The organism is Streptomyces sp. NPDC050856 (assembly GCF_040653855.1).
In the GTDB taxonomy this organism is placed as follows: Bacteria; Actinomycetota; Actinomycetes; order Streptomycetales; family Streptomycetaceae; genus Streptomyces.
The window spans coordinates 60,964-80,825 of sequence record NZ_JBFAGV010000002.1; the positions used below are offsets into that span (position 1 = coordinate 60,964).

Genomic DNA, 19,862 nt, shown 5'->3' on the forward strand with positions numbered 1-19,862 from the left:
GACCAGGGCGGTTCCTCGGACTCCGGCGGTTCCTCCGTCACGGGCGGTTCCTCCGTCTCCGGCGGCGGTGACCAGGGCGGTTCCTCGGACTCCGGCGGTTCCTCCGTCACGGGCGGTTCCTCCGTCTCCGGCGGCGGTGACCAGGGCGGTTCCTCGGACTCCGGTGGCTCCTCCACCGGTGGCTCCTCCGCCACGGGCGGCTCCTCCACCGGCGGTTCCTCGGTCTCCGGCGGCGGTGACCAGGGCGGCACCTCGGCGACCGGTGGCTCCTCCACCGGCGGTTCCTCGGTCTCCGGCGGTGGCGACCAGGGCGGCACCTCGGCGACCGGTGGCTCCTCCACCGGCGGTTCCTCGGTCTCCGGCGGTGGCGACCAGGGCGGCACCTCCGCGACCGGCGGCTCCGCCACGGGCGGCTCCGCCGCCACCGGCGGTTCGGCCGCGACCGGCGGTTCGGTCTCCACCGGCGGCTCCGCCACCGGTGACGTCGGCACCTGCACCGTCGACCTCGACGGCGCCGAGTGCGCCGACAACAACCCGGGCCCGAACAACGCCGGCTCCAAGCCGGTCGAGCAGGGCAAGGCCAAGGAGGAGCTCGCCGCGACGGGCGCCGCCGAGACCTCGTTCCTGCTCATCGGCGCCGCGACCATGATCGCCGGTGGTATCGGCTTCCGGATGCTGCCGCGCCTGGTGGCCGGTGGCCGTACGGCCGCCTGATCCGGACGGACACGAGTGAGGGCCCGGGAGAGGCACTCAGTGCCTCTCCCGGGCCCTCACCCCGTACGGCCCGGCCCGCGTCCGCTGCTAGGCGGTCTGGTGGGCCAGCAGGGCCACCGCCGCCACCAGCACCGCCAGCAGCAACATCAGAGCCGCCGGGCTCATGCCGCCCAGCGGACCTTCGTGCTGCAGCCGCTGCCGGTTCGCCCGGCAGACAGGGCACCGTCCCTCGGTGACGGGCGCCGCGCAGTTGGCGCACACCAATCGGTCATAGGTCATGCGCTCTCCTCCTCCCGCGCGGCGGAGCCGCAGACGCGGACGTGCACAAACGCGGACTGTGCAACGGTTCTCTCCACACAACGCTCAGGGAAACGCGACCGTTCCCCTTACCACTGTGCCAGCTCCCGCGAGTTTAGGCGCGCCCCGGCGGCCCCCCGGCGCCCGGCCCGACAGCACACAGGGACAAAAGGCGCAAGGCCGGACGGCGACTGCGCGGGGCATCGCCAGTCGCGTATGGTCACGCTCACCTACTCCCTGCCGACCGTGGTGCATCCGTGATCCGATTCGACAACGTCTCCAAGACCTATCCGAAGCAGAGCCACCCCGCCCTCCGGGACGTCTCCCTCGAAATCGAGAAGGGCGAGTTCGTCTTCCTGGTGGGGTCGTCCGGCTCCGGAAAGTCCACCTTCCTGCGCCTGCTCCTTCGCGAGGAGCGCGCCTCCCACGGCACGGTGCACGTCCTGGGCAAGGACCTGGCGCGGCTGTCCAAGTGGAAGGTGCCGCACATGCGCCGTCAGCTCGGCACCGTCTTCCAGGACTTCCGCCTCCTGCCCAACAAGACCGTCGCGCAGAACGTGGCGTTCGCGCAGGAGGTCATCGGCAAGCCGCGCGGCGAGATCCGCAAGGCCGTCCCGCAGGTCCTCGACCTGGTCGGGCTCGGCGGCAAGGAGGACCGGATGCCGGGCGAACTGTCCGGCGGCGAGCAGCAGCGGGTGGCCATCGCCCGCGCGTTCGTCAACCGGCCGATGCTGCTGATCGCCGACGAGCCGACCGGAAACCTGGACCCCCAGACCTCCGTCGGCATCATGAAGCTGCTGGACCGGATCAACCGCACCGGCACCACCGTGGTCATGGCGACCCACGACCAGAACATCGTCGACCAGATGCGCAAGCGCGTCATCGAGCTCGAAAAGGGTCGTCTCGTACGTGACCAGGCGCGCGGCGTCTACGGCTACCAGCACTGAGCAGAGCAGCAAGGAAAGGCTGAACGCACGCGATGCGCGCCCAGTTCGTACTGTCGGAGATCGGTGTCGGTCTCCGTCGCAATCTCACGATGACCTTCGCCGTCATCGTCTCCGTGGCCCTGTCGCTCGCGCTCTTCGGCGGCGCGCTGCTCATGCGTGAGCAGGTCAGCGTGATGAAGGACTTCTGGTACGACAAGGTCAACGTCTCGATCTTCCTCTGCAACAAGAACGACGCGGAGACCGCCGACACCTGCGCCAAGGGGGCGGTCACCGCCCAGCAGAAGCAGGAGATCGAGGGCGACCTCAAGAAGCTCGACATCGTGGAGTCCGTCCACTACGAGACGGCCGACCAGGCGTACAAGCACTACCGGGACCAGTACGGCGACACCGCCATCGCCAGCATCATCACGCCCGACCAGATGCAGGAGTCGTTCCGGGTCAAGCTGAAGGACCCGGAGAAGTACAAGGTGGTCGCGACGGCGTTCGCCGGGCGGGCCGGCGTGCACTCCGTGCAGGACCAGCGCGGCATCCTGGAGAACCTCTTCAACATGATGAAGGGCATGAACGTCGCCGCCCTGTTCATCATGGCGCTGATGCTGGTCATCGCGCTGATGCTGATCGTCAACACCGTGCGGGTGTCGGCGTTCAGCAGGCGCCGGGAGACGGGCATCATGCGGCTGGTCGGCGCGTCCAGCTTCTACATCCAGATGCCGTTCATCATGGAGGCCGCCTTCGCGGGGCTGCTGGGCGGTGTGCTGGCCTGCGGCATGCTGCTGGTGGGCCGGTACTTCCTGATCGACGGCGGACTGCGGCTCGCCGAGAGCATGCCGCTGGTCAACTTCATCGGCTGGGACGCGGTGATAGCGGTGCTCCCGCTGGTCCTGGTCATCGGCCTGCTGATGCCCTCGCTGGCCGCCGCGGTCGCCCTGCGCAAGTACCTCAAGGTGTGAGAAGCGCCCCCCGGCGCCGTGCGGTCAACGACCGTACGGCGCCTTTCGCTTGTCCTAGAGTGGGCGACATGCCGGGCCCCGAGTTCTGTATCCGGCCCCGCGGCGCCGTCCGCCGCGGGGCGGCCCTGACATTCGTCTTCGTCACCGTCCTCACCGGCGCCGTCGCCACCGACTCGCTGCCCCGCGACGAGCGGAGCGCGCCCGTGCGGCGCCTGGCGCGCACCGTGCCGGCCACCGTCGACCGCGACGAGGTCGCCCGGGCTGCGGCCGCGGCCGTGGCGGACGGCAAGTCCGGTACCAAGGCGGCCGAGGAGGTCGTCAGCCGCAGTGGTGACCGGTGGGGCGCGGTGTACGCGCGGGACGAGTTCGAGGAGTTCGAGCAGGCCCTGGACGGCCGGTACACCGGCGTGGGCCTGTCGGCCCGCCGCGACTCCGCCGGCCGGATCGAGATCGCCCGCGTCCTCCCCGGAGGTCCCGCCGACCGGGCGGGGCTGCGGCCCGGCGACCGGCTGCACGCCGTCGACGGCCGCCCGGTCCGCGGGCGTTCCGTCTCCGAGGTCGTCGCGCTGCTGCGCGGCGACGGCGAGGGAGGCGGCGGCACGGGCGCGCCGGCCGGCTCCCGGGTCGTCCTGGACGTGCGGCGCGGCGGGCACGGCTGGACCGGGACGCTGTGCCGGGCCCGGCTGACCACCGAGGACGTCACCGTCGAGCGGCTGGACGCGGAAGCCGTCAGGATCAGGGTCGCGGCGTTCACCAAGGGCTCCGGCGAGCGGGTGCGCGACGCGGTGCGCCGCGCCCCCGAGGGCGCCGGCGTCCTGCTGGACCTGCGGGGCAACAGCGGCGGCCTGGTCACCGAGGCGGTCGCGGCGGCCTCCGCCTTCCTGGACGGCGGCCTGGTCGCCACGTACGACGTGCACGGCGAGGAGAAGGCCCTGTACGCCGAGCCGGGCGGCGACACCGACAGGCCCCTGGTCGCGCTCCTGGACGGGGGCACCATGAGCGCCGCCGAGCTGCTCGCCGGGGCGCTGAAGGACCGCGGCCGGGCCGTGACGGTGGGCGCGCGCACCTTCGGCAAGGGTTCGGTGCAGATGCCGAGCCGGCTGCCCGGCGGCTCGGTCGCCGAGCTGACCGTCGGCCACTACCGCACCCCGGCCGGGCACACCGTGGACGGGCGCGGCATCACCCCGGACCTGGCCGCGGGCGAGGAGGCCGAGAAGCGGGCCCGGACGGTATTGAGTGGCCTCGGGGACGGTTCGTAGTGCGAAAATGGCCGCACTATGGCTAAGGAAAAGAACACCGGGCGCAAGCTGATCGCGCAGAACAAGAAGGCGCGGCACGACTACGCCATCATCGACACGTACGAGTGCGGTCTGGTGCTGACCGGCACCGAGGTGAAGTCGCTGCGTCAGGGGCGGGCCTCGCTGGTGGACGGGTTCGTGCAGATCGACGGCCACGAGGCGTGGCTGCACAACGTGCACGTACCGGAGTACGCCCAGGGGACCTGGACCAACCACAGCGCCCGGCGCAAGCGGAAGCTGCTGATGCACCGGGTCGAGATCGACAAGCTGGAGGCCAAGTCCCAGGAGACCGGTCACACGATCGTGCCCCTGTCGCTGTACTTCAAGGACGGCCGGGCCAAGGTCGAGATCGCGCTGGCGAAGGGCAAGAAGGAGTACGACAAGCGGCAGACGCTGCGGGAGAAGCAGGACCGCCGCGAGGCGGAGCGGGTGGTCTCGGCGGTCAAGCGCCGCGAGCGGGCGTAGGACGCGCCGTCGGCGGCGGAATGCGCTGGCCTCGTCGGGCGTCGGTCACGTACGATGGCACCTGCCCCCCACGGCGGGGGCGCGCCCCGCGAGGGGCGGCTTTGAAAAATCAACATGGGGATGATCGGTTTCGACAGCGGATGTCGAAGCAGGGGAAGCGTGTCGAGGAAGCGGCAATGATCTCGTAAACCATATGTCGCAAAAAATAATCGCCAACACCAAGCGCGATTCCTTCGCCCTCGCTGCCTAAGTAGCGAGCTTGCGAAGTGTCAGCCCGGGGCTGTTCCCGACCCGGATCCTGGCATCAGCTAGGGAACTAAACCTCTAGGCCCGGTCACGGGGTCGAGAGGGAAATCAAACAGTGACTGAGCCCGTCGGAGACTTGTCCGCGTGATCTCCGGGGCCGAGAAAATCGCAGCGGACTGCACACGGAGAAGCCCTGTTTCCGCACCGTTGGACGCGGGTTCGATTCCCGCCATCTCCACCAGCGGAGTTCCTGGGGGCCCGTCCCCCAGACCCGTCATCCCATGTGAGGCGGAGGCCCGGTTGTCGATCACGACAGCCGGGCCTTCGTCGTGTCCCCGGCCGTACGCCCGGCCGTCGTGACCGCCGCCAGGCAGAGGGCCACCGCGGCGGCGGTGACCGGTACGGCGTAACCCGCGCCGGCGCTCAGGTGCTCCACCGTCCAGCCGCCGCTCGCCGCCCCCGCCGCGATGCCGCCCAGCAGGGCGGTGACCGCGAGCGTCATGCCCTCGTTCAGCCGGCCGTCCGGCGTCAGGCGCTGCACCAGCGTCATGCCCGTCACCATGGTCGGCGCCGTCGCCATGCCGGCCACTAGCAGGGCGCCGGCCAGCGGGAGCGGCGAGCCGGTGCCGGTCGCGGCGAGCAGCGGCAGGGCCATCAGGGCGGTCATCGCGGCCAGGCAGGTCCGCAGCCGCGCGGTGCGCCCGGTCCGCCCGTACACCAGGCCGGCCACGCACGAGCCCGCGGCCTGGAGGGCCAGCACCGCGCCGGCCGCCGGGCCGTCCACGAACGCGAGCGTGACGACCTCCATCGACCCGAAGACCGCTCCGGTGGCCAGGAAGACCGCCAGCAGGGCGGGCATGCCGGGGGAGCGCAGGGGGGCGCGCGCCCCCCGGCCGGCGCGGGGCCGGACGGGCGGCTCGGTGGCGCGCTGCGCCGCGAAGAGCAGGACGCCGGTCAGCAGCAAGGCCGCGCCCACCAGGGTCCCCGCCTGCGGGAACAGCGCCGCGCACAGGAACGCGGCGAGCACCGGCCCCAGCATGAAGCACAACTCGTCGGCGGCCTGCTCGAAGGCGTTGGCCGTGTGCACGGCGGCGGGGTCGTCGCGGTACAGATGGGCCCAGCGGGCCCGGGACATGCCGCCGGTGTTGGGCGTGGTCGCGGTGGCCGCGTAGGCGGCGAACAGCGTCCAGGCGGGCGCCTGGTGCCGCACGCACAGCAGCAGGGCGAGGGAGCCGAGCACGGCCACCGCGGTGGCGGGCACGGCGACCCTGGCCTGGCCGTACCGGTCGACCAGCCGCGCGGTGAAGGGGGCGACCAGGGCGGTGGCGGCGAGCCCGGTGGCGGTGACGGCGCCGGCGAGGGCGTAGGAGCCGTACGCACCGGCGATCATGATGACCGCGCTCACGCTGAACATCCCCATGGGGAGCCGGGCGATCAGATTGCCGGCGGTGAAGGCACGGGCGCCGGGCGCCTCGAACAGCCGGAGGTACGGGTCGCGGTGCGGCGGACGTGACCGGCGCGGCGGGCCGGACCGGTGGGGCGGGCCGGGCTCCGGGTGGCGTGGGACCAGGACCAGGGTGTCGGGGGTCAGCCCCAGCAGGGGGGCCTTCGTCGGGTGCGGCATGCCCCCACCCTCCCGGCGGGACGCGGCGGCCGTCCAACACCTGCCGGAAGCCGATTGACGCACTCCCGTTGTAAGTTCGTCGGATGCTTCGTGACTCCGACCCCCGGTTGCTGCGCGCCTTCGTGGCCGTCGCCGAGGAACTGCACTTCACCCGGGCCGCCGCCCGGCTCTACCTCGCCCAGCAGGCGCTGAGCCGGGACATCCGCCGCCTGGAGCGGGAGTTGGGCGCGGAGCTGTTCGTGCGCACCACCCGGCAGGTCGCCCTGACGGCGGACGGGGAGCGCCTGCTGCCGTACGCGCGGCGGGTACTGGCCGCGCACGACGAGCTGAGAGCGGCCTTCGCGGCCGGGGGGCGGCCTCTGCTGGTGGACGTCGGCGCGCCGGTCGGCACCGGGCACCTGGTGCTGGAGGAGACCCGCCGGGCGGCCCCGGAGCTGGAGTTCGTCGCCCGCTACGTCAGCGGCCTGACAGGCGCCGCTGCCGACATCCTGGCGGGCCGGCTGGACGTCTCCTTCGGCCGGGTCGCCGGACTCGCCCCCGCCGTCCGCGCCGGACTGGCCCACCAGCCGGTGCGCCACGAACGGATGGCGGTCCTGCTCCGCGACGACCACCCGCTCGCCGCGCTGTCCGAGATCCCGCTGGGCGCCCTGCGGGGGGAGACCCTGTACGCCGGCGCGGGCAACGCGGCCACCGCGGAATGGACCGACCTGGCGGCCCGGCTCTTCGCCGGCCGGGGCATCGCCATGGCCGCCCCGTTCCCCGAGATCGCGGGTGTGGACGAGTTCGTCCGGGTGGTGCGGAAGCAGGGCTGGTCGGTGCTGGCGAGCACGGAGTTCATCGCGGTCCCGGGCATGGTCGTCCGGCCACTGACCGGGCCGGTCCCCCTGTCACCCGTGTCGATGGTGTGGCGGCGGGGGCTGCGGCACCCGGGTGTGGCGGCGCTGCGGGACGCGGCGGGGCGGCTGAGCGCGGCGGACGGAGGGGCGTGGCTGGCGGTCCCGCCGGGGAGCTGGCTGCCCGAGGCGGACCATCAATCGATGTGTCGACAGATGCCGTTGATCGCCGAATGATCGCGGTTGCCACCGCAGCATCACAGGGTGTCCACAATTGCCCCACCCTCACCTCAGGGGAAATTTGATCTTTCTTTGCCTTCTCATGGGCAACCGTGGCGGTTCTCACATTCCTCAGCTCAAGTAAGCCTCAAGCGTCGGAAGTTTGTCCCGTTGCCCCGTCTTTTGCCCCTGGTTAGTTTTCGATCAAGATGCGTGAGGCGCATCACAGAACCCGCATGAAGTGCGGACTTTCGAGGGGTAAAGTGAAGAAATTCAGACATGCGTCCCGGCCCGGGAGGGCAGGGCGTGTCCGGCCGGCCGGCAGGGCCGGTATGCGCGAGATATCCGGCGGCCTCGCCGTCGTCCTCGCGATGTCGGTGCTCTACGGCACGGAGTCGGCGCTCGCCGCCACACCGTCCGTGAAGCCGGCGGCCGGCAAGCCGGCCGCCGCACCCGCGACCACCGCGGCGGACATCGCGTCCGCCCGGGTCGCCGCGCGGCTCTCGGGCAAGCGGGTCGAGGCGCTCTCCGAGCGCACCGAGACCTCGACGACCTGGGCCAACAAGGACGGCAGCCTGACCACCGAGCTGGCCGCCGGGCCGGTCCGCTTCAAGCGGGGCGGGACATGGGTCCCGGTCGACGTCAACCTCCAGGCGGACGCCGACGGTTCGGTCCGGCCCAAGGCCCACCCGCGGGGGCTGCGGCTGGCGGGCGGCACCGGCAAGCGGGCCGCGTCGCTGCGCAGCGCGCAGCAGTCCCCGGCCACCGACCTGGTGACGCTCGGCTCCGGCGACGAGCAGATCACCCTCCAGTGGAAGGGTGGCCTGCCGGCTCCCCGGCTGGACGGCACCCGCGCGGTGTACCCCGAGGCGGTGCCCGGGGCCGATGTGGTGGTCGAGGCCACGCGTACCGGCTTCGAGCAGTTCGTCGAGATCAAGAAGCGCCCGGCCACCGGGGGCTACTCGTACACCCTCCCGCTGCGGACCAAGGGCCTGAAGGTCAGCCGGCTGGCGGACGGCAGCCTGCTCTTCACCGACAAGAAGAGCAAGAAGCGGGCCGTCATGCCCGCTCCGGTGATGTGGGACGCCTCCGTCGACAAGGTGTCCGGCGAGCACACCCGCCGCGCCGGGGTCGGGCTGAAGGCCGTCCCGACCAAGGACGGTGTGGACCTCGTCATCACCCCGGACGCGAAGTTCCTGGCCGACCCCGCCACCACGTACCCGGTCACGGTGGACCCCTCCACCTCGGCGCTGTCCAATGTCTTCGACACCTACGTCCAGCAGGGCGAGAGCGTCGACTGGTCGGCCGACACCGAGCTGGACCTGGGCAACCCCGGTACCAAGAACGCGGACGGCACGGCCCGCACGGCGCGCTCGTTCATCTCCTGGGACACCACGCCGATCCAGGACGCGCTGATCTCCAGCGCCAAGCTGAGCCTGTACGACTTCCACTCCGGCAACACCGACTGCAAGGCCCACCCGTGGGAGGTGTGGTCCACGGGGGCCGCCTCGACCTCCTCGCGCTGGACCTCGCAGCCGGCCTGGACGGCGAAGAAGGCCACCTCCACCGAGACCAAGGGCAACCCGGGCTGCGCCGAGGCCCCGGACGGCTGGATCAACGCCGACGTCACCGCCCTGGCCCAGGAGTGGGCCTCGGCGAAGACGGCCCGCGGCCACATGGGCCTGCGCGCCACCGACGAGGCGGTCACCGCCCAGTGGAAGAGGGTCAACTCCGCCAACGCGGCGGCCAACCCGCCCAAGCTGGTGGTGAACTACAACTTCCGTCCGCGTACCGGCACCAAGCAGGAGGCCGGGCAGCCGTACTTCTCCTACGGCGGCACGTACGTGGTCAACTCGGCCACGCCCACGCTGCGCGACACCTTCGTCGACGGTGACGGCGACCAGGTCGTCGGCACCTTCCAGCTCTACGACAACGCCACCAACACCCAGCTCGGCGACGTCCTGGTGTCCAAGCGCGTACCGTCGGGCCAGCCCGCCGCCGTGACGGTCCCGGCCGGTCTGCTGACCAACGGCAAGACGTACAAGTTCCGCACGTCTCCCTACGACGGCACCCACTACAACCTCGGCTGGTCGGCGTGGAAGACCTTCACGGTCGACGCCACCGCCCCCTCCGCCCCGGCGAAGATCGCCTCCACCGACTACCCGTCGGGCGCCTGGGTCAAGGGCGCCGGCCAGGCCGGCACCTTCACCGTCACCCCGCCCGCCGCCGACCACAACTGGCTGGAGTGGTCCCTGGACGGTGTCTCCTGGACCAAGGTCCACACCGGTGGCGCGGCCGGCGACAAGGCCATCTCGGTCACCCCGCCGAAGGACGGCACCCACACCCTCCAGGTGCGCTCGGTCGACAGGGCCGACAACAGGTCCGAGGCGCTGAGCCACACCTTCCACGCCGGGCCCGGCGGCTTCCTCCAGCCGGCCCAGGGCGAGCGCACCGCGCGCCGCCTGCCGCTCGCCGTCGACGTGGACGCCGCCAAGTACAACGCGGTGTCGTTCTCCTGGCGCCGCTCCGAGGCCGACCCGTGGGTGCGGATCCCCGCCGCCGATGTCACCAGCGGCGGCACCGCGCTGGCGGCCTGGCCGGTGCCCCTGACCAACGGCAGGAACGCGCCGCTGGTGTGGAACACCACCAACACCGTCAACCCCGACGGCACGGTGCAGCTCAAGGCCGACTTCACAGGCCCCAGCAGCGCCGCCGGCAGCACGCAGCCGCTCACCGTCGTCGTCGACCGCAACGGGTCCGGCGCCGCCACGCAGGAGATCGGCCCCGGCTCGGTCAACCTGCTCACCGGTGACTACGGGCTCTCCTCGGCCGACGCCTCCTACTTCGGGATGTCCGTCAGCCGTACCGCGTCCTCCCGTACGCCCAACGCCCAGGAGGAGGGCCAGGCCCCGATCTTCGGCAAGGAGTGGACCAGCGGCACCGTCGCCGAGACCACGGGCTCGGACTACGTCCAGATCCTGAAGGTCTCCGACACCGCGCTGTCGGTCGTGCAGGAGGACCGCAAGACGGTCGCCTTCACCGCCAACGCGGCCAGGACCGGCTGGATCCCGGAGCCGGGCGCCGAGGAGCTGACGCTGAAGGGCTCCTTCGCGGGCACCTTCACCCTCACCGACACCGAGGGCACCGAGACCCTCTTCGCCAAGCCCGACCCGGCCGCGACCACCTGGGTCGTCGACCAGTCCAAGCTCAACGGCCTGACCTCCAGCACCACCGACGTCGTCTCCGAGACGGTGACCGTGGGCGGCAAGGTCGTGGCCCGTCCCAAGCGGATCGTGGCGCCCACCTCCGCGGCGACCGCCGCGACGTGCGCCGCCACACCCGCCACGCGCGGCTGCCGCTCCCTGGAGTTCGTCTACGCGACCGCCACCACCGCCACCGCCACCGCCCTCGGTGACTTCAGCGGCCAGGTGAAGGAGGTCCGCCTGTGGTCCACCGAGCCCGGTGCCACCGCCGCGACCGCCAGGGCCGTGCAGACCTACGCCTACGACGGCACCGGCCGTCTGCGCCAGGCGTGGAACCCGCAGATCGCCCCGGCGCTGAAGACCGAGTACGCCTACGACAGCACCGGCCGGGTCACCCAGCTCACCCCGCCCGGCCAGCTCCCGTGGACCTTCACCTACGGCAAGGCCGGCAACGCCGACACCGCCGGTGAGGGCATGCTGCTCAAGGTCTCCCGCTCGGCCCTGCAGCAGGGCACGGCCGACGTCGTCGCCGGCAGCAACACCACCGGCGTCGTCTACGACGTGCCGCTCACCGGTACCGCCGCCCCGTACCGCATGGGTGCCGCGGACGTGAAGGCGTGGGGCCAGACGGACGCCCCCACCGACGCCACCGCGGTCTTCCCCGGTGACGCCGTGCCCCCCTCCCACTCCGGATCCGCGCTCGGCGCCGCCGACTACAAGCGCGCCGACGTCCACTACCTGGGCGTCTCCGGTCGCGAGGTCAACGCGGCCGAGCCGGGCGGGCACATCACCACCCAGGAGTTCGACCGCTTCGGCAACACCGTCCGCACGCTGACCGCCGGCAACCGCGAGGTCGCCCTGGGCACCGCGCCGGACGCCGTGCAGACCCTGCGTGACCTGGGCATCGAGTCCCTCTCGACCGCCGAGCGCGCCGAGGAGCTGTCCACCGTCTCCTTCTTCAGCGCCGACGGCGCGCGCGAGGTGGAGGGCTTCGGCCCGCTGCACCGCGTGGAGCTCACCGAGGACTTCAAGGACGGCACCACCGTCCTGGTCGCCGCCGGTTCCTCCGTCCCGGGCCGCGAGTGGACCGTCACCGAGTACGACGAGGGCCGTCCGACCGACGGCACCGCGGTCGTCAAGGACCAGGTGACCATCGCGGTCACCGGCGTCCGGGTGCGCGGCTACGACTCGGTCATGGGCGAGAAGCGCGTCAACGAGACCCAGTACGACTGGGCCAAGGGCCTGCCCAAGCTGGCCATCCAGGACTCCGGCGGCCTGAACCTGACCACGGGCACCGCCTACGACGCCCAGGGCCGGGTCACCGACCAGAACCTCCCCGGCAGCACCGGCAACGACGCCGCCACGCGGGTCACCGTCTACTGGTCGGCGACCGGCACCGGCTGGTGCGAGGGCCGTCCCGAGTGGGCGGACGCGGTCTGCTGGACCGGCCCGGCCGGTGACATCACCGGTGGCGGCTCGCAGCCGGTGAAGCTGCCCGACACCATCCACGAGTACGGCTTCCACGGTCAGCCGACCAAGCGGACCGAGACCGCCAACGGCGCCACCCGCACCACGACCACCACGTACGACAACGCCGGACGCGTGGTCAAGAGCACCGTGACCGGTCCCGGCCAGGCCGTGCCCGAGTCCACCGTCGAGTACGACCCGGCCACCGGCCTGGTCGCGAAGAACAGCTCGACGACGGGCGGCACGATCACCAAGGCGTACGACAGGCTCGGCCGCCTCATCTCCTACACCGACGCCGACGGAGGTGTGACCAAGCGCGAGTACGACCTCCTGGACCGTTCCGCCAAGGTCTCCGACTCCGTGCCGTCCTCCGTCACCTACACCTACGACAGCGCGGCCGAGCCCCGTGGCCTGCCGGTCGCCACCACCGACTCGGTGGCCGGCACCTTCTCGGTCACCTACGACGCCGACGGCGGCGTACGGACCGAGAAGCTCCCCGGTGGCTACACCCTCACCCAGGACGTGGACACCGCGGGCGCCGTGGTGGGCCGGGTCTACAAGCGCGACAGCGACGGCACCAGCGTCATGTCCGACACGGTGTCGAAGTCGGTCCACGACCAGGTCGTGAAGCACTCGGGCTGGTCCGACCAGACCTACCAGTACGACCGCGCCGGCCGCCTGGTCACCGTGAACGACAGCAGTGAGAACGTGTGCACGCGCCGCGCGTACGGGTTCGACAAGCGCTCCAACCGCACGTCGCTGACCACCGCGACGGGCTCGGCGAGCGGTGACTGCCCGACCAGTGGGGGCACCACCACGACCCACACGTACGACAGCGCCGACCGCCTGGTCGACGCCGGGTACACCTACGACGCCTTCGGCCGCACCACGGCCCTGCCGGGCAGCACGGTCGGCTACTACGCCAACGACCGCGCCCACCAGCTCACCTCCGGCGCCGAGCGCCAGACCTGGCAGCTCGACTCGGCCATGCGCTTCCGCTCGTGGAAGACGGAGACCAACAACGGAGGCACCTGGACGCAGACCGGGTCCAAGCTCAACCACTACGACGGCGACGGCGACAGCCCCCGCTGGATCGTGGAGGACACCACCACCGGCGCGCTGACCCGCAACGTGGTCGGTGTCGGCGGCGACCTGGGCGCCACCACCGGCAAGACCGGTGAGACGGCCCTGCAGCTCACCAACATCCACGGTGACGTGGCCCTCCGGCTCCCGCTGGACCAGGCCGAGGCCCCGCAGGTGCTCGACAGCGACGAGTACGGCAACGCCCGGGCCGGCCGCTCGGCCGAGCGCTACGACTGGCTCGGCGCCAAGCTGCGCTCCTCGGAGACGGTGACCGGGCTGACCCTGATGGGTGCCCGTCTGTACAACACCGCCACTGGGCGCTTCCTGAGCACCGACCCGGTCTACGGTGGCAACGACAACGCGTACACCTACCCGGCCGACCCGGTGAACGCGTACGACCTCGACGGTCACAAGAAGAAGAAGAAGCCGAGGTCCTGCGGCTTCTGGTGCAGCGTGCTGGTGAACGGCGTGCAGGGCCTCGCGGCCGTGGCCTGTGCCGCGCTCTCCGGCGTCGGCGCCTTCATCTGCGGCGCCGTGGTCGGTGCCATCGGCGGCCTCGCCCGGTACGCCTACCAGTGCTGGGACCGGTGCTTCACCGCTCGCGGAGCCGTCAAGGCGGCCCTCGTCGGTGCGGGACTGTCGGCCTTCGGGTCGGGCGTCACCAAGGCCCTGCTGAAGATCGGCGGAAAGGTCTTCCGGGGTTACGGGGACCGGGCCTCCATCAAGGCATGGGACAAGTTCGCCAAGGCACTGAGATAGTGCCGGGCCGGCCCGTCGCACGAGCGGCGGGCCGGCATCCCGTCCCCGGGCGGGGCCTTCGACGGTCCCGCCCGGGGACCTCACGTTCCCGAGAGAGAGGTGTTCGCCGTGACGAAGCGCGGTACCGCCCTGGCGGTATGGCTGGGCGGGCTGCGCGCCGCCCTGGTCCTGGCGGTGGCCGTCGGAGTTCCGGGCGGCGCGGTCCTCGCGGCCGCCCTGGCGGCCGACCCGGACACCGGCGCGGGGGACGCCCTCGGCGCCTTCGGGCTCATCGCCGGCAGCGCGCTCGTGCTGATCCCGGTGCCGCTGGCCACGGCCCGGCTGGTGTCCGCCCGGCTCGCCGCCCGCCGGGCGGGCCGGCCCATGGAGCCCGGCATGGCCGACGGCCGGCAGTCCTTCGAGGAGACCGGGACCAACCCGTACGGTCTGACCCCCGGGGATCTCGCCGACCGGTTCACCGCCGGCCTGAGGGAACGGGCGAAGCTCGCCGGCGGCCCGCACACCTACAGCTGCCTCGGCCGGGCGGACGTGGTCGTCCTGGTCGAGGCCGACTTCACCATGCGGGAACGGGACTTCACCGTCCGGATCACCGCGACGCCCAGGAACCGGTGGCGCGCCAGGATCAACGGCGTCGACACCTGGGAGGTGCTGCAGGCCGTGCGGTCCCGGGTCGAGGAGGTCCTCGCCCGGCAGGCGGGACAGCGGCTGTCCTGAGCGGCGGCCGTGCCCACCGCCCGGCCGCTCCCCTCACCCGCTGGTCCACCCGGGTGTGAGAGCAAGGTTTCAGCCCGGTCACCTCACATGACCGGGCTGAAACGCGACCTTCCTAGCGTGGGGGCCGACGAGGTTGACGGACCCTGACAGCAGCGGAGGTACGCCATGCGCGGCCGGTGGATCGAGCGGTGGGACCCGGAGAACGAGACCTTCTGGCGGGAGACGGGGGAGCGGATCGCCCGGCGCAACCTGCTCTTCTCGGTGCTCTCCGAGCACATCGGGTTCTCCATCTGGACCCTGTGGTCGGTGATGGTTCTGTTCATGGGGCCCGAGTACGGCATCGACCCGGCCGGGAAATTCGCCCTGATCGCCGTCGCCACGCTGGTCGGCGCGGTGATCCGGGTGCCGTACACCTTCGCCGTCGCCCGGTTCGGCGGCCGCAACTGGACCGTCCTGAGCGCGATGGCGCTGCTGGTGCCGACCGGTGCGGCGTACGCGGTGATGGAGCCGGGCACGTCGTACTCGACCTTCCTGCTGGTCGCCGCGCTCACCGGCGTCGGCGGCGGCAACTTCGCCTCGTCCATGACCAACATCAACGCCTTCTTCCCGCTCCACAAGAAGGGCTGGGCGCTCGGCCTCAACGCGGGCGGCGGCAACATCGGCGTGCCCGTGGTGCAGCTCGTCGGGCTGCTGGTCATCGGTACCGCCGGTGCCGCCCACCCCAGGATCGTGCTCGGCGTGTACATCCCGCTGATCGTCCTCGCCGCCGTCTGCGCGGCGCTGTTCATGGACAACCTGGCGCCGGTCAGGAACGACACCGGCGCCGCCAAGGAGGCCGTGCGGGACGCGCACACCTGGATCATGGCCTGCCTCTACATCGGGACCTTCGGTTCGTTCATCGGCTACAGCTTCGCCTTCGGCCTCGTCCTGCAGACCCAGTTCGGCCGCACCCCGCTCCAGGCCGCCTCGCTCACCTTCATCGGACCGTTGCTCGGCTCCCTGATCCGGCCCGTCGGCGGATCGCTCGCCGACCGGTACGGCGGGGCCCGGATCACCCTGTGGAACTTCGCCGCCATGGCCGCGGCGACGAGCGTCGTCGTCTACGCCTCGGTCACCGAGTCGCTCGCCGTCTTCCTCGTCGGCTTCACCTCCCTGTTCGTCCTGAGCGGGCTGGGCAACGGCTCCACCTACAAGATGATCCCGGCCATCTTCCGCAGCAAGGCGTACGCCTCCGGTCTGGAGGGCGAGGCGGCCGAGGCGTACGGACGGCGGCTCTCGGGCGCCGCGATGGGGCTGATCGGCGCGGTCGGCGCGGTCGGCGGCCTGGGCATCAACCTGGCCTTCCGCCAGTCCTTCCAGACGGCCGGCACCGGCACCGCCGCCTTCGTCGCCTTCCTCGTCTACTACGCGGTGTGCCTGACCGTGACCCGGGCGGTATACCTTCGCCGGCCGGCCGGGGTGCCCGCGACGCGGCAGCTCAGCTACTCCGAGGTGTGACCGGGCGTGGTACGTAACGGGGGGGAAATACCGGCGAACCCGTACCGTCACGGATCCTTGTCAGTCTCTGATGTCATGCACCAGCAACAGCACGGCCCCCTCGCGGGCTTCACGGTCGGCGTCACCGCGGCCCGCCGCGCCGACGAGCTGGGCGCGCTGCTGCAGCGCCGTGGCGCGGCGGTGTTGCACGCCCCGGCCCTGCGCATCGTGCCGCTCGCCGACGACGCGGAACTCCTCGCCGCCACCAAGGACCTGATCGGCCACGCCCCGGACATCGTCGTCGCCACCACGGCGATCGGCTTCCGGGGCTGGCTGGAGGCGGCCGACGGCTGGGGGTACGGGGAGGACCTGCTCACCTGCCTGCGCGGCACCCAGGTCCTCGCCCGGGGCCCCAAGGTCAAGGGCGCGGTACGGGCCGCCGGGCTGACCGAGGAGTGGTCGCCCGCCATGGACTCCATGGCCGAGGTACTGGACCGGCTCCTGGAGCAGGGCGTCACCGGACGCCGTATCGCCCTCCAGCTCCACGGCGAGCCGCTGCCCGGCTTCATCGAGGCGCTGCGCGAGGGCGGCGCCGACGTCGTCGGCGTACCGGTCTACCGGTGGATGCCGCCCGAGGACCTGGCGCCGCTGGACCGGCTCCTGGACGCGGCGCTCGCCCGCTCCCTGGACGCCGTCACCTTCACCAGCGCGCCCGCCGCCGCCTCGCTGCTCGCCCGCGCCGAGGACCGGGGGCTGCTGCCCGAACTGCTCGGCGCGCTGCGCCACGACGTACTCGCCGCCTGCGTCGGGCCGGTCACCGCGCTGCCGCTCCAGGCGCACGGCATCGACACCGTCCAGCCCGCCCGGTTCCGGCTGGGGCCCCTGGTGCAACTGCTCTGCCAGGAGCTGCCCGGCCGGTCGCGGACCCTGCCGGTGGCCGGACGCCGGGTGGAGATCCGGGGCCACGCGGTCCTGGTCGACGGCGAGCTGCGCCCCGTCCCGCCGGCCGGCATGTCGCTGCTGCACGCCCTGGCCCGCCGCCCCGGCTGGGTCGTCTCCCGCGCCGACCTGCTGCGCGCCCTGCCGGGCGCGGGCCGTGACGAGCACGCGGTGGAGACCGCGATGGCCCGCCTGCGCTCGGCCCTGGGCGCGCCCAAGCTGATCCAGACGGTGGTCAAACGCGGTTACCGCCTCGCCCTGGACCCGGCGGCCGACGCCAAGTACGCCGACGGGTAGGCCCCGGCGGCCCGGGCGGCGGCCCGGGCGGCGGCCCCGCGGCGCCCGGTGCGCCGGCGCCGCTCGTGCGCCGGGGTCCCGGAGCGGTTCCCGCCGGGCCGGGACGGGCGGGGTTCCCGGGACGGGGCGGTACGGGCACTCTGGACCCATGGCGGCGGCCGGCAGGGGCGAGGACTCGTACGAGTGGCGGTGCGGGTTCGACTCCGGACGTCCGTGCCTGGACCTGATGGCGCACCGTCCCGTCGACACCCGGTGGCTGGCCCAGTGGCTCCCGGCGGCCGGGCTCGTCCCGCCCGGCGCGCGGCTCGGCGCCCCGCCGGACGCCCACTGGGCGAAACGGTTCACCGGACTCGCCGACGACATCGGCGCGTTGGTGCGGGGCGAACTGGACGGCCGTGGCCGGTACGACCCGGCCGCGCTCGCCCGGCTCAACGCGCTCGCCGCCGCCGCGCCCCCCGCGCCCCGCGCCGTGCCCGGGGCCGAGGGACGTCTCGTACGGTCCCTGTGCCACCCGCCCGACTGCGCCGCCCTGCTGGCCGCCGTCGCCCGCGACACCGTGGAGCTGCTGACCGACCCGGCCGCCCGGACCCGGCTGCGCGAGTGCCAGGGCGACGCCTGCGACCGTGTGTTCCTCGACACATCGCGGGGCCGGCGCCGCCGCTGGTGCTCCAGCGAGAGGTGCGGCAACCGGGAACGCGTGGCCCGCCACCGGGCCCGGTTTTCCCAGCGCGGGCCCAGGAACGAGGAGTTCTCCGAGGACCCCGGGAAAAAGATTCCGAGAAAATCCCGCGGGTGTTGAGTCGATCTCCCGGCCCTCCCCGTAGTGATGGGGGACAGCGAGTCAAAGCAGGCTCTCGACCGGGAGGTTCAGGTGCGCAAGGATGCCGCCGTGGCCGATGACCGTCGGGGGGTGCGTCGGGCCCGGCATCGCGCTGAGCCGTCCCGCGGCAACACCGTCGTCCCGGACGAGGAGTTGATGCGGGCCCTCTACCGGGAACACGCCGGTCCCCTGCTCGCCTACGTACTCCGCCTCGTCGCCGGCGACCGCCAGCGCGCCGAGGACGTCGTACAGGAGACGCTCATCCGTGCCTGGAAGAACGCCGGTCAGCTCAATCGGGCGACCGGCTCTGTCAGACCCTGGCTGGTGACGGTCGCCCGGCGCATCGTCATCGACGGCCACCGCAGCCGGCAGGCCCGGCCGCAGGAGGTCGATCCGTCGCCGCTCGAGGTCATGCCCGCGGAGGACGAGATCGACAAGGCGTTGTGGCTGATGACGCTCTCAGATGCGCTCGACGATTTGACCCCGGCCCATCGGGAAGTCTTGGTCGAGACCTATTTCAAGGGGCGTACGGTCAACGAGGCTGCCGAGACACTCGGCATACCCAGCGGGACCGTCCGGTCCCGGGTGTTCTACGCACTGCGTTCGATGAAGCTCGCTCTGGAGGAGAGGGGGATCTCGGCATGACGTCATCCGCATCGCACGGCAGCGAGTCGGTGCACGACGCCGTCGGCGCGTATGTGCTCGGCATCCTGGACGACGCCGAGGCCACCGCCTTCGAGGCGCACCTGGCCGGCTGCCACCTGTGCGCCGCGCACCTGGAGGAGTTCTCCGGGATGGAGCCGATGCTGGCCATGCTGGCCGAGGCGCCGGGCCCGGCCCAGCGGCCGGTCGTCCTGCCCATGCCCGAGCGGACCCCGCCCCGCCGTCCCGGTGGCGGCGCCGGCGATCCCGCCCCGATGCTGGACCGGCTGGTGGACGAGGTCGCCGCCAAGCGCGCCCAGCGCCGCCGCCGTACCCGCTTCCTGGTCGCGGCCGCCGCCGCGCTGATCATCGGCGGCCCGGCCGTCGCGGTCGTGGCCACCTCCGGCGGCGACGGCCGGAGCAACCAGGCGATCGAGCCGCACCCCACCAGCCCCGCCGAGGACGCCTTCTTCAACCACATGAAGGAGAAGACGTCGGCGACCGACGCGTCCACCCGGGTCCGGGCGACCGTCGGCGTGGAACCGAAGGCGTGGGGCACCCACGCGGTGCTGGAGCTGAAGAACGTCAAGGGCCCGCTCAAGTGCAATCTGATCGCCGTCTCCAAGACCGGGCAGAAGGAGGTCGTCACCTCCTGGGCCGTCCCCAAGTGGGGGTACGGCATCCCCGACAGCCCGAATGAGACCGCCAGGAACCCGCTGTACGTGCACGGCGGCGCCGCGATGGACCGCGACGACATCGACCACTTCGAGGTGCGCACCTTCGACGGGGAGCGTCTGGTGGAGGTCAAGGCCTGACACAACGGCTCCCCGTGGCGTACGCTCGACGGCTGCCCAAGCACGTCAGAAGGG

The 19,862-nt window shown here is 72.2% G+C and carries 15 protein-coding genes and 1 other RNA gene; 14 read left to right on the forward strand and 2 right to left on the reverse strand.

The features are described 5' to 3' along the window. Positions 1-714: hypothetical protein (locus AB0H53_RS02170; protein ID WP_362105794.1), on the forward strand; the 714-nt coding region annotated here is incomplete at its 5' end. A gap of 87 nt (positions 715-801) precedes the next feature. Here AB0H53_RS02170 and AB0H53_RS02175 read toward each other — a convergent pair. Beyond that, positions 802-993, reverse strand: coding sequence for a hypothetical protein (locus tag AB0H53_RS02175; protein WP_362105797.1), 192 nt, complete (start codon positions 991-993; stop codon positions 802-804). 275 nt (positions 994-1,268) lie between these two features. Between AB0H53_RS02175 and ftsE the strand changes: the two genes are divergently transcribed. From ftsE to ssrA, 5 genes are all read left to right on the forward strand, one after another. After that, entirely contained in the window at positions 1,269-1,958 is a 690-nt protein-coding gene (ftsE, locus tag AB0H53_RS02180; RefSeq protein ID WP_362105800.1) for a cell division ATP-binding protein FtsE, read from the forward strand. A gap of 32 nt (positions 1,959-1,990) precedes the next feature. Beyond that, a complete protein-coding gene (ftsX, locus tag AB0H53_RS02185; protein ID WP_362105803.1) occupies positions 1,991-2,908 on the forward strand; it encodes a permease-like cell division protein FtsX in 918 nt (305 codons plus the stop codon). 68 nt (positions 2,909-2,976) lie between these two features. Further along, positions 2,977-4,167, forward strand: coding sequence for a S41 family peptidase (locus AB0H53_RS02190; protein ID WP_362105806.1), 1,191 nt, complete (start codon positions 2,977-2,979; stop codon positions 4,165-4,167). Positions 4,168-4,185: 18 nt separating this feature from the next. Next, complete coding sequence (gene smpB / locus AB0H53_RS02195) at positions 4,186-4,671, forward strand: SsrA-binding protein SmpB (protein WP_362105809.1); 486 nt, start codon at positions 4,186-4,188, stop codon at positions 4,669-4,671. 116 nt (positions 4,672-4,787) lie between these two features. Next, positions 4,788-5,158, forward strand: a transfer-messenger RNA (tmRNA) gene (gene ssrA, locus AB0H53_RS02200). 66 nt (positions 5,159-5,224) lie between these two features. Here the strand turns inward: ssrA and AB0H53_RS02205 are convergent. Then, positions 5,225-6,541 carry an MFS transporter gene (locus AB0H53_RS02205; protein WP_362105812.1) on the reverse strand — a complete coding sequence of 439 codons (1,317 nt, stop codon included), beginning with the start codon at positions 6,539-6,541 and terminating at the stop codon, positions 5,225-5,227. A gap of 83 nt (positions 6,542-6,624) precedes the next feature. On the opposite strand from AB0H53_RS02205, the gene AB0H53_RS02210 reads away from it, so the two are divergent. The 8 genes from AB0H53_RS02210 to AB0H53_RS02245 all read left to right on the forward strand — a co-directional run bounded on the left by AB0H53_RS02210 (position 6,625) and on the right by AB0H53_RS02245 (position 19,808). Then, on the forward strand, positions 6,625-7,611 hold the full coding sequence (locus tag AB0H53_RS02210) for a LysR family transcriptional regulator (RefSeq protein WP_362105815.1): 987 nt from the start codon (positions 6,625-6,627) through the stop codon (positions 7,609-7,611). A 314-nt stretch (positions 7,612-7,925) separates the two neighbouring features. Next, the gene (locus tag AB0H53_RS02215) at positions 7,926-14,105 is read left to right on the forward strand and encodes a DNRLRE domain-containing protein (RefSeq protein ID WP_362105818.1); all 6,180 of its coding nucleotides are present in this window, start codon (positions 7,926-7,928) and stop codon (positions 14,103-14,105) included. Positions 14,106-14,213: 108 nt separating this feature from the next. Beyond that, positions 14,214-14,819 (forward strand): hypothetical protein, encoded by a 606-nt coding sequence (locus AB0H53_RS02220; RefSeq protein WP_362105821.1) that lies wholly within the window; start codon positions 14,214-14,216, stop codon positions 14,817-14,819. A gap of 165 nt (positions 14,820-14,984) precedes the next feature. Then, positions 14,985-16,316, forward strand: a complete 1,332-nt coding sequence (locus AB0H53_RS02225) for a nitrate/nitrite transporter (protein WP_362105824.1) — start codon at positions 14,985-14,987, stop codon at positions 16,314-16,316. Positions 16,317-16,391: 75 nt separating this feature from the next. Continuing rightward, positions 16,392-17,531, forward strand: a complete 1,140-nt coding sequence (locus tag AB0H53_RS02230; protein ID WP_362105827.1) for a uroporphyrinogen-III synthase — start codon at positions 16,392-16,394, stop codon at positions 17,529-17,531. Positions 17,532-17,679: 148 nt separating this feature from the next. After that, positions 17,680-18,330 carry a CGNR zinc finger domain-containing protein gene (locus tag AB0H53_RS02235; protein WP_362105830.1) on the forward strand — a complete coding sequence of 217 codons (651 nt, stop codon included), beginning with the start codon at positions 17,680-17,682 and terminating at the stop codon, positions 18,328-18,330. A 27-nt stretch (positions 18,331-18,357) separates the two neighbouring features. Beyond that, positions 18,358-18,996, forward strand: a complete 639-nt coding sequence (locus tag AB0H53_RS02240; RefSeq protein ID WP_362105833.1) for a sigma-70 family RNA polymerase sigma factor — start codon at positions 18,358-18,360, stop codon at positions 18,994-18,996. Beyond that, positions 18,993-19,808 carry a zf-HC2 domain-containing protein gene (locus tag AB0H53_RS02245; RefSeq protein ID WP_362105836.1) on the forward strand — a complete coding sequence of 272 codons (816 nt, stop codon included), beginning with the start codon at positions 18,993-18,995 and terminating at the stop codon, positions 19,806-19,808. Before AB0H53_RS02240 ends, AB0H53_RS02245 begins: the two co-directional genes overlap by 4 nt. Positions 19,809-19,862: the final 54 nt, after the last annotated feature.

Excerpts from the sequence above, each read along its gene's own strand:
- AB0H53_RS02175 (WP_362105797.1), bottom strand. The coding sequence starts at position 993 with ATGACCTATGACCGATTGGTGTGCGCCAACTGCGCGGCGCCCGTCACC.
- ftsX (WP_362105803.1), top strand. The coding sequence starts at position 1,991 with ATGCGCGCCCAGTTCGTACTGTCGGAGATCGGTGTCGGTCTCCGTCGC.
- AB0H53_RS02190 (WP_362105806.1), top strand. The coding sequence starts at position 2,977 with ATGCCGGGCCCCGAGTTCTGTATCCGGCCCCGCGGCGCCGTCCGCCGC.
- smpB (WP_362105809.1), top strand. The coding sequence starts at position 4,186 with ATGGCTAAGGAAAAGAACACCGGGCGCAAGCTGATCGCGCAGAACAAG.
- AB0H53_RS02205 (WP_362105812.1), bottom strand. The coding sequence starts at position 6,541 with ATGCCGCACCCGACGAAGGCCCCCCTGCTGGGGCTGACCCCCGACACC.
- AB0H53_RS02210 (WP_362105815.1), top strand. The coding sequence starts at position 6,625 with ATGCTTCGTGACTCCGACCCCCGGTTGCTGCGCGCCTTCGTGGCCGTC.
- AB0H53_RS02215 (WP_362105818.1), top strand. The coding sequence starts at position 7,926 with ATGCGCGAGATATCCGGCGGCCTCGCCGTCGTCCTCGCGATGTCGGTG.
- AB0H53_RS02225 (WP_362105824.1), top strand. The coding sequence starts at position 14,985 with ATGCGCGGCCGGTGGATCGAGCGGTGGGACCCGGAGAACGAGACCTTC.
- AB0H53_RS02230 (WP_362105827.1), top strand. The coding sequence starts at position 16,392 with ATGCACCAGCAACAGCACGGCCCCCTCGCGGGCTTCACGGTCGGCGTC.
- AB0H53_RS02235 (WP_362105830.1), top strand. The coding sequence starts at position 17,680 with ATGGCGGCGGCCGGCAGGGGCGAGGACTCGTACGAGTGGCGGTGCGGG.
- AB0H53_RS02240 (WP_362105833.1), top strand. The coding sequence starts at position 18,358 with ATGGGGGACAGCGAGTCAAAGCAGGCTCTCGACCGGGAGGTTCAGGTG.
- AB0H53_RS02245 (WP_362105836.1), top strand. The coding sequence starts at position 18,993 with ATGACGTCATCCGCATCGCACGGCAGCGAGTCGGTGCACGACGCCGTC.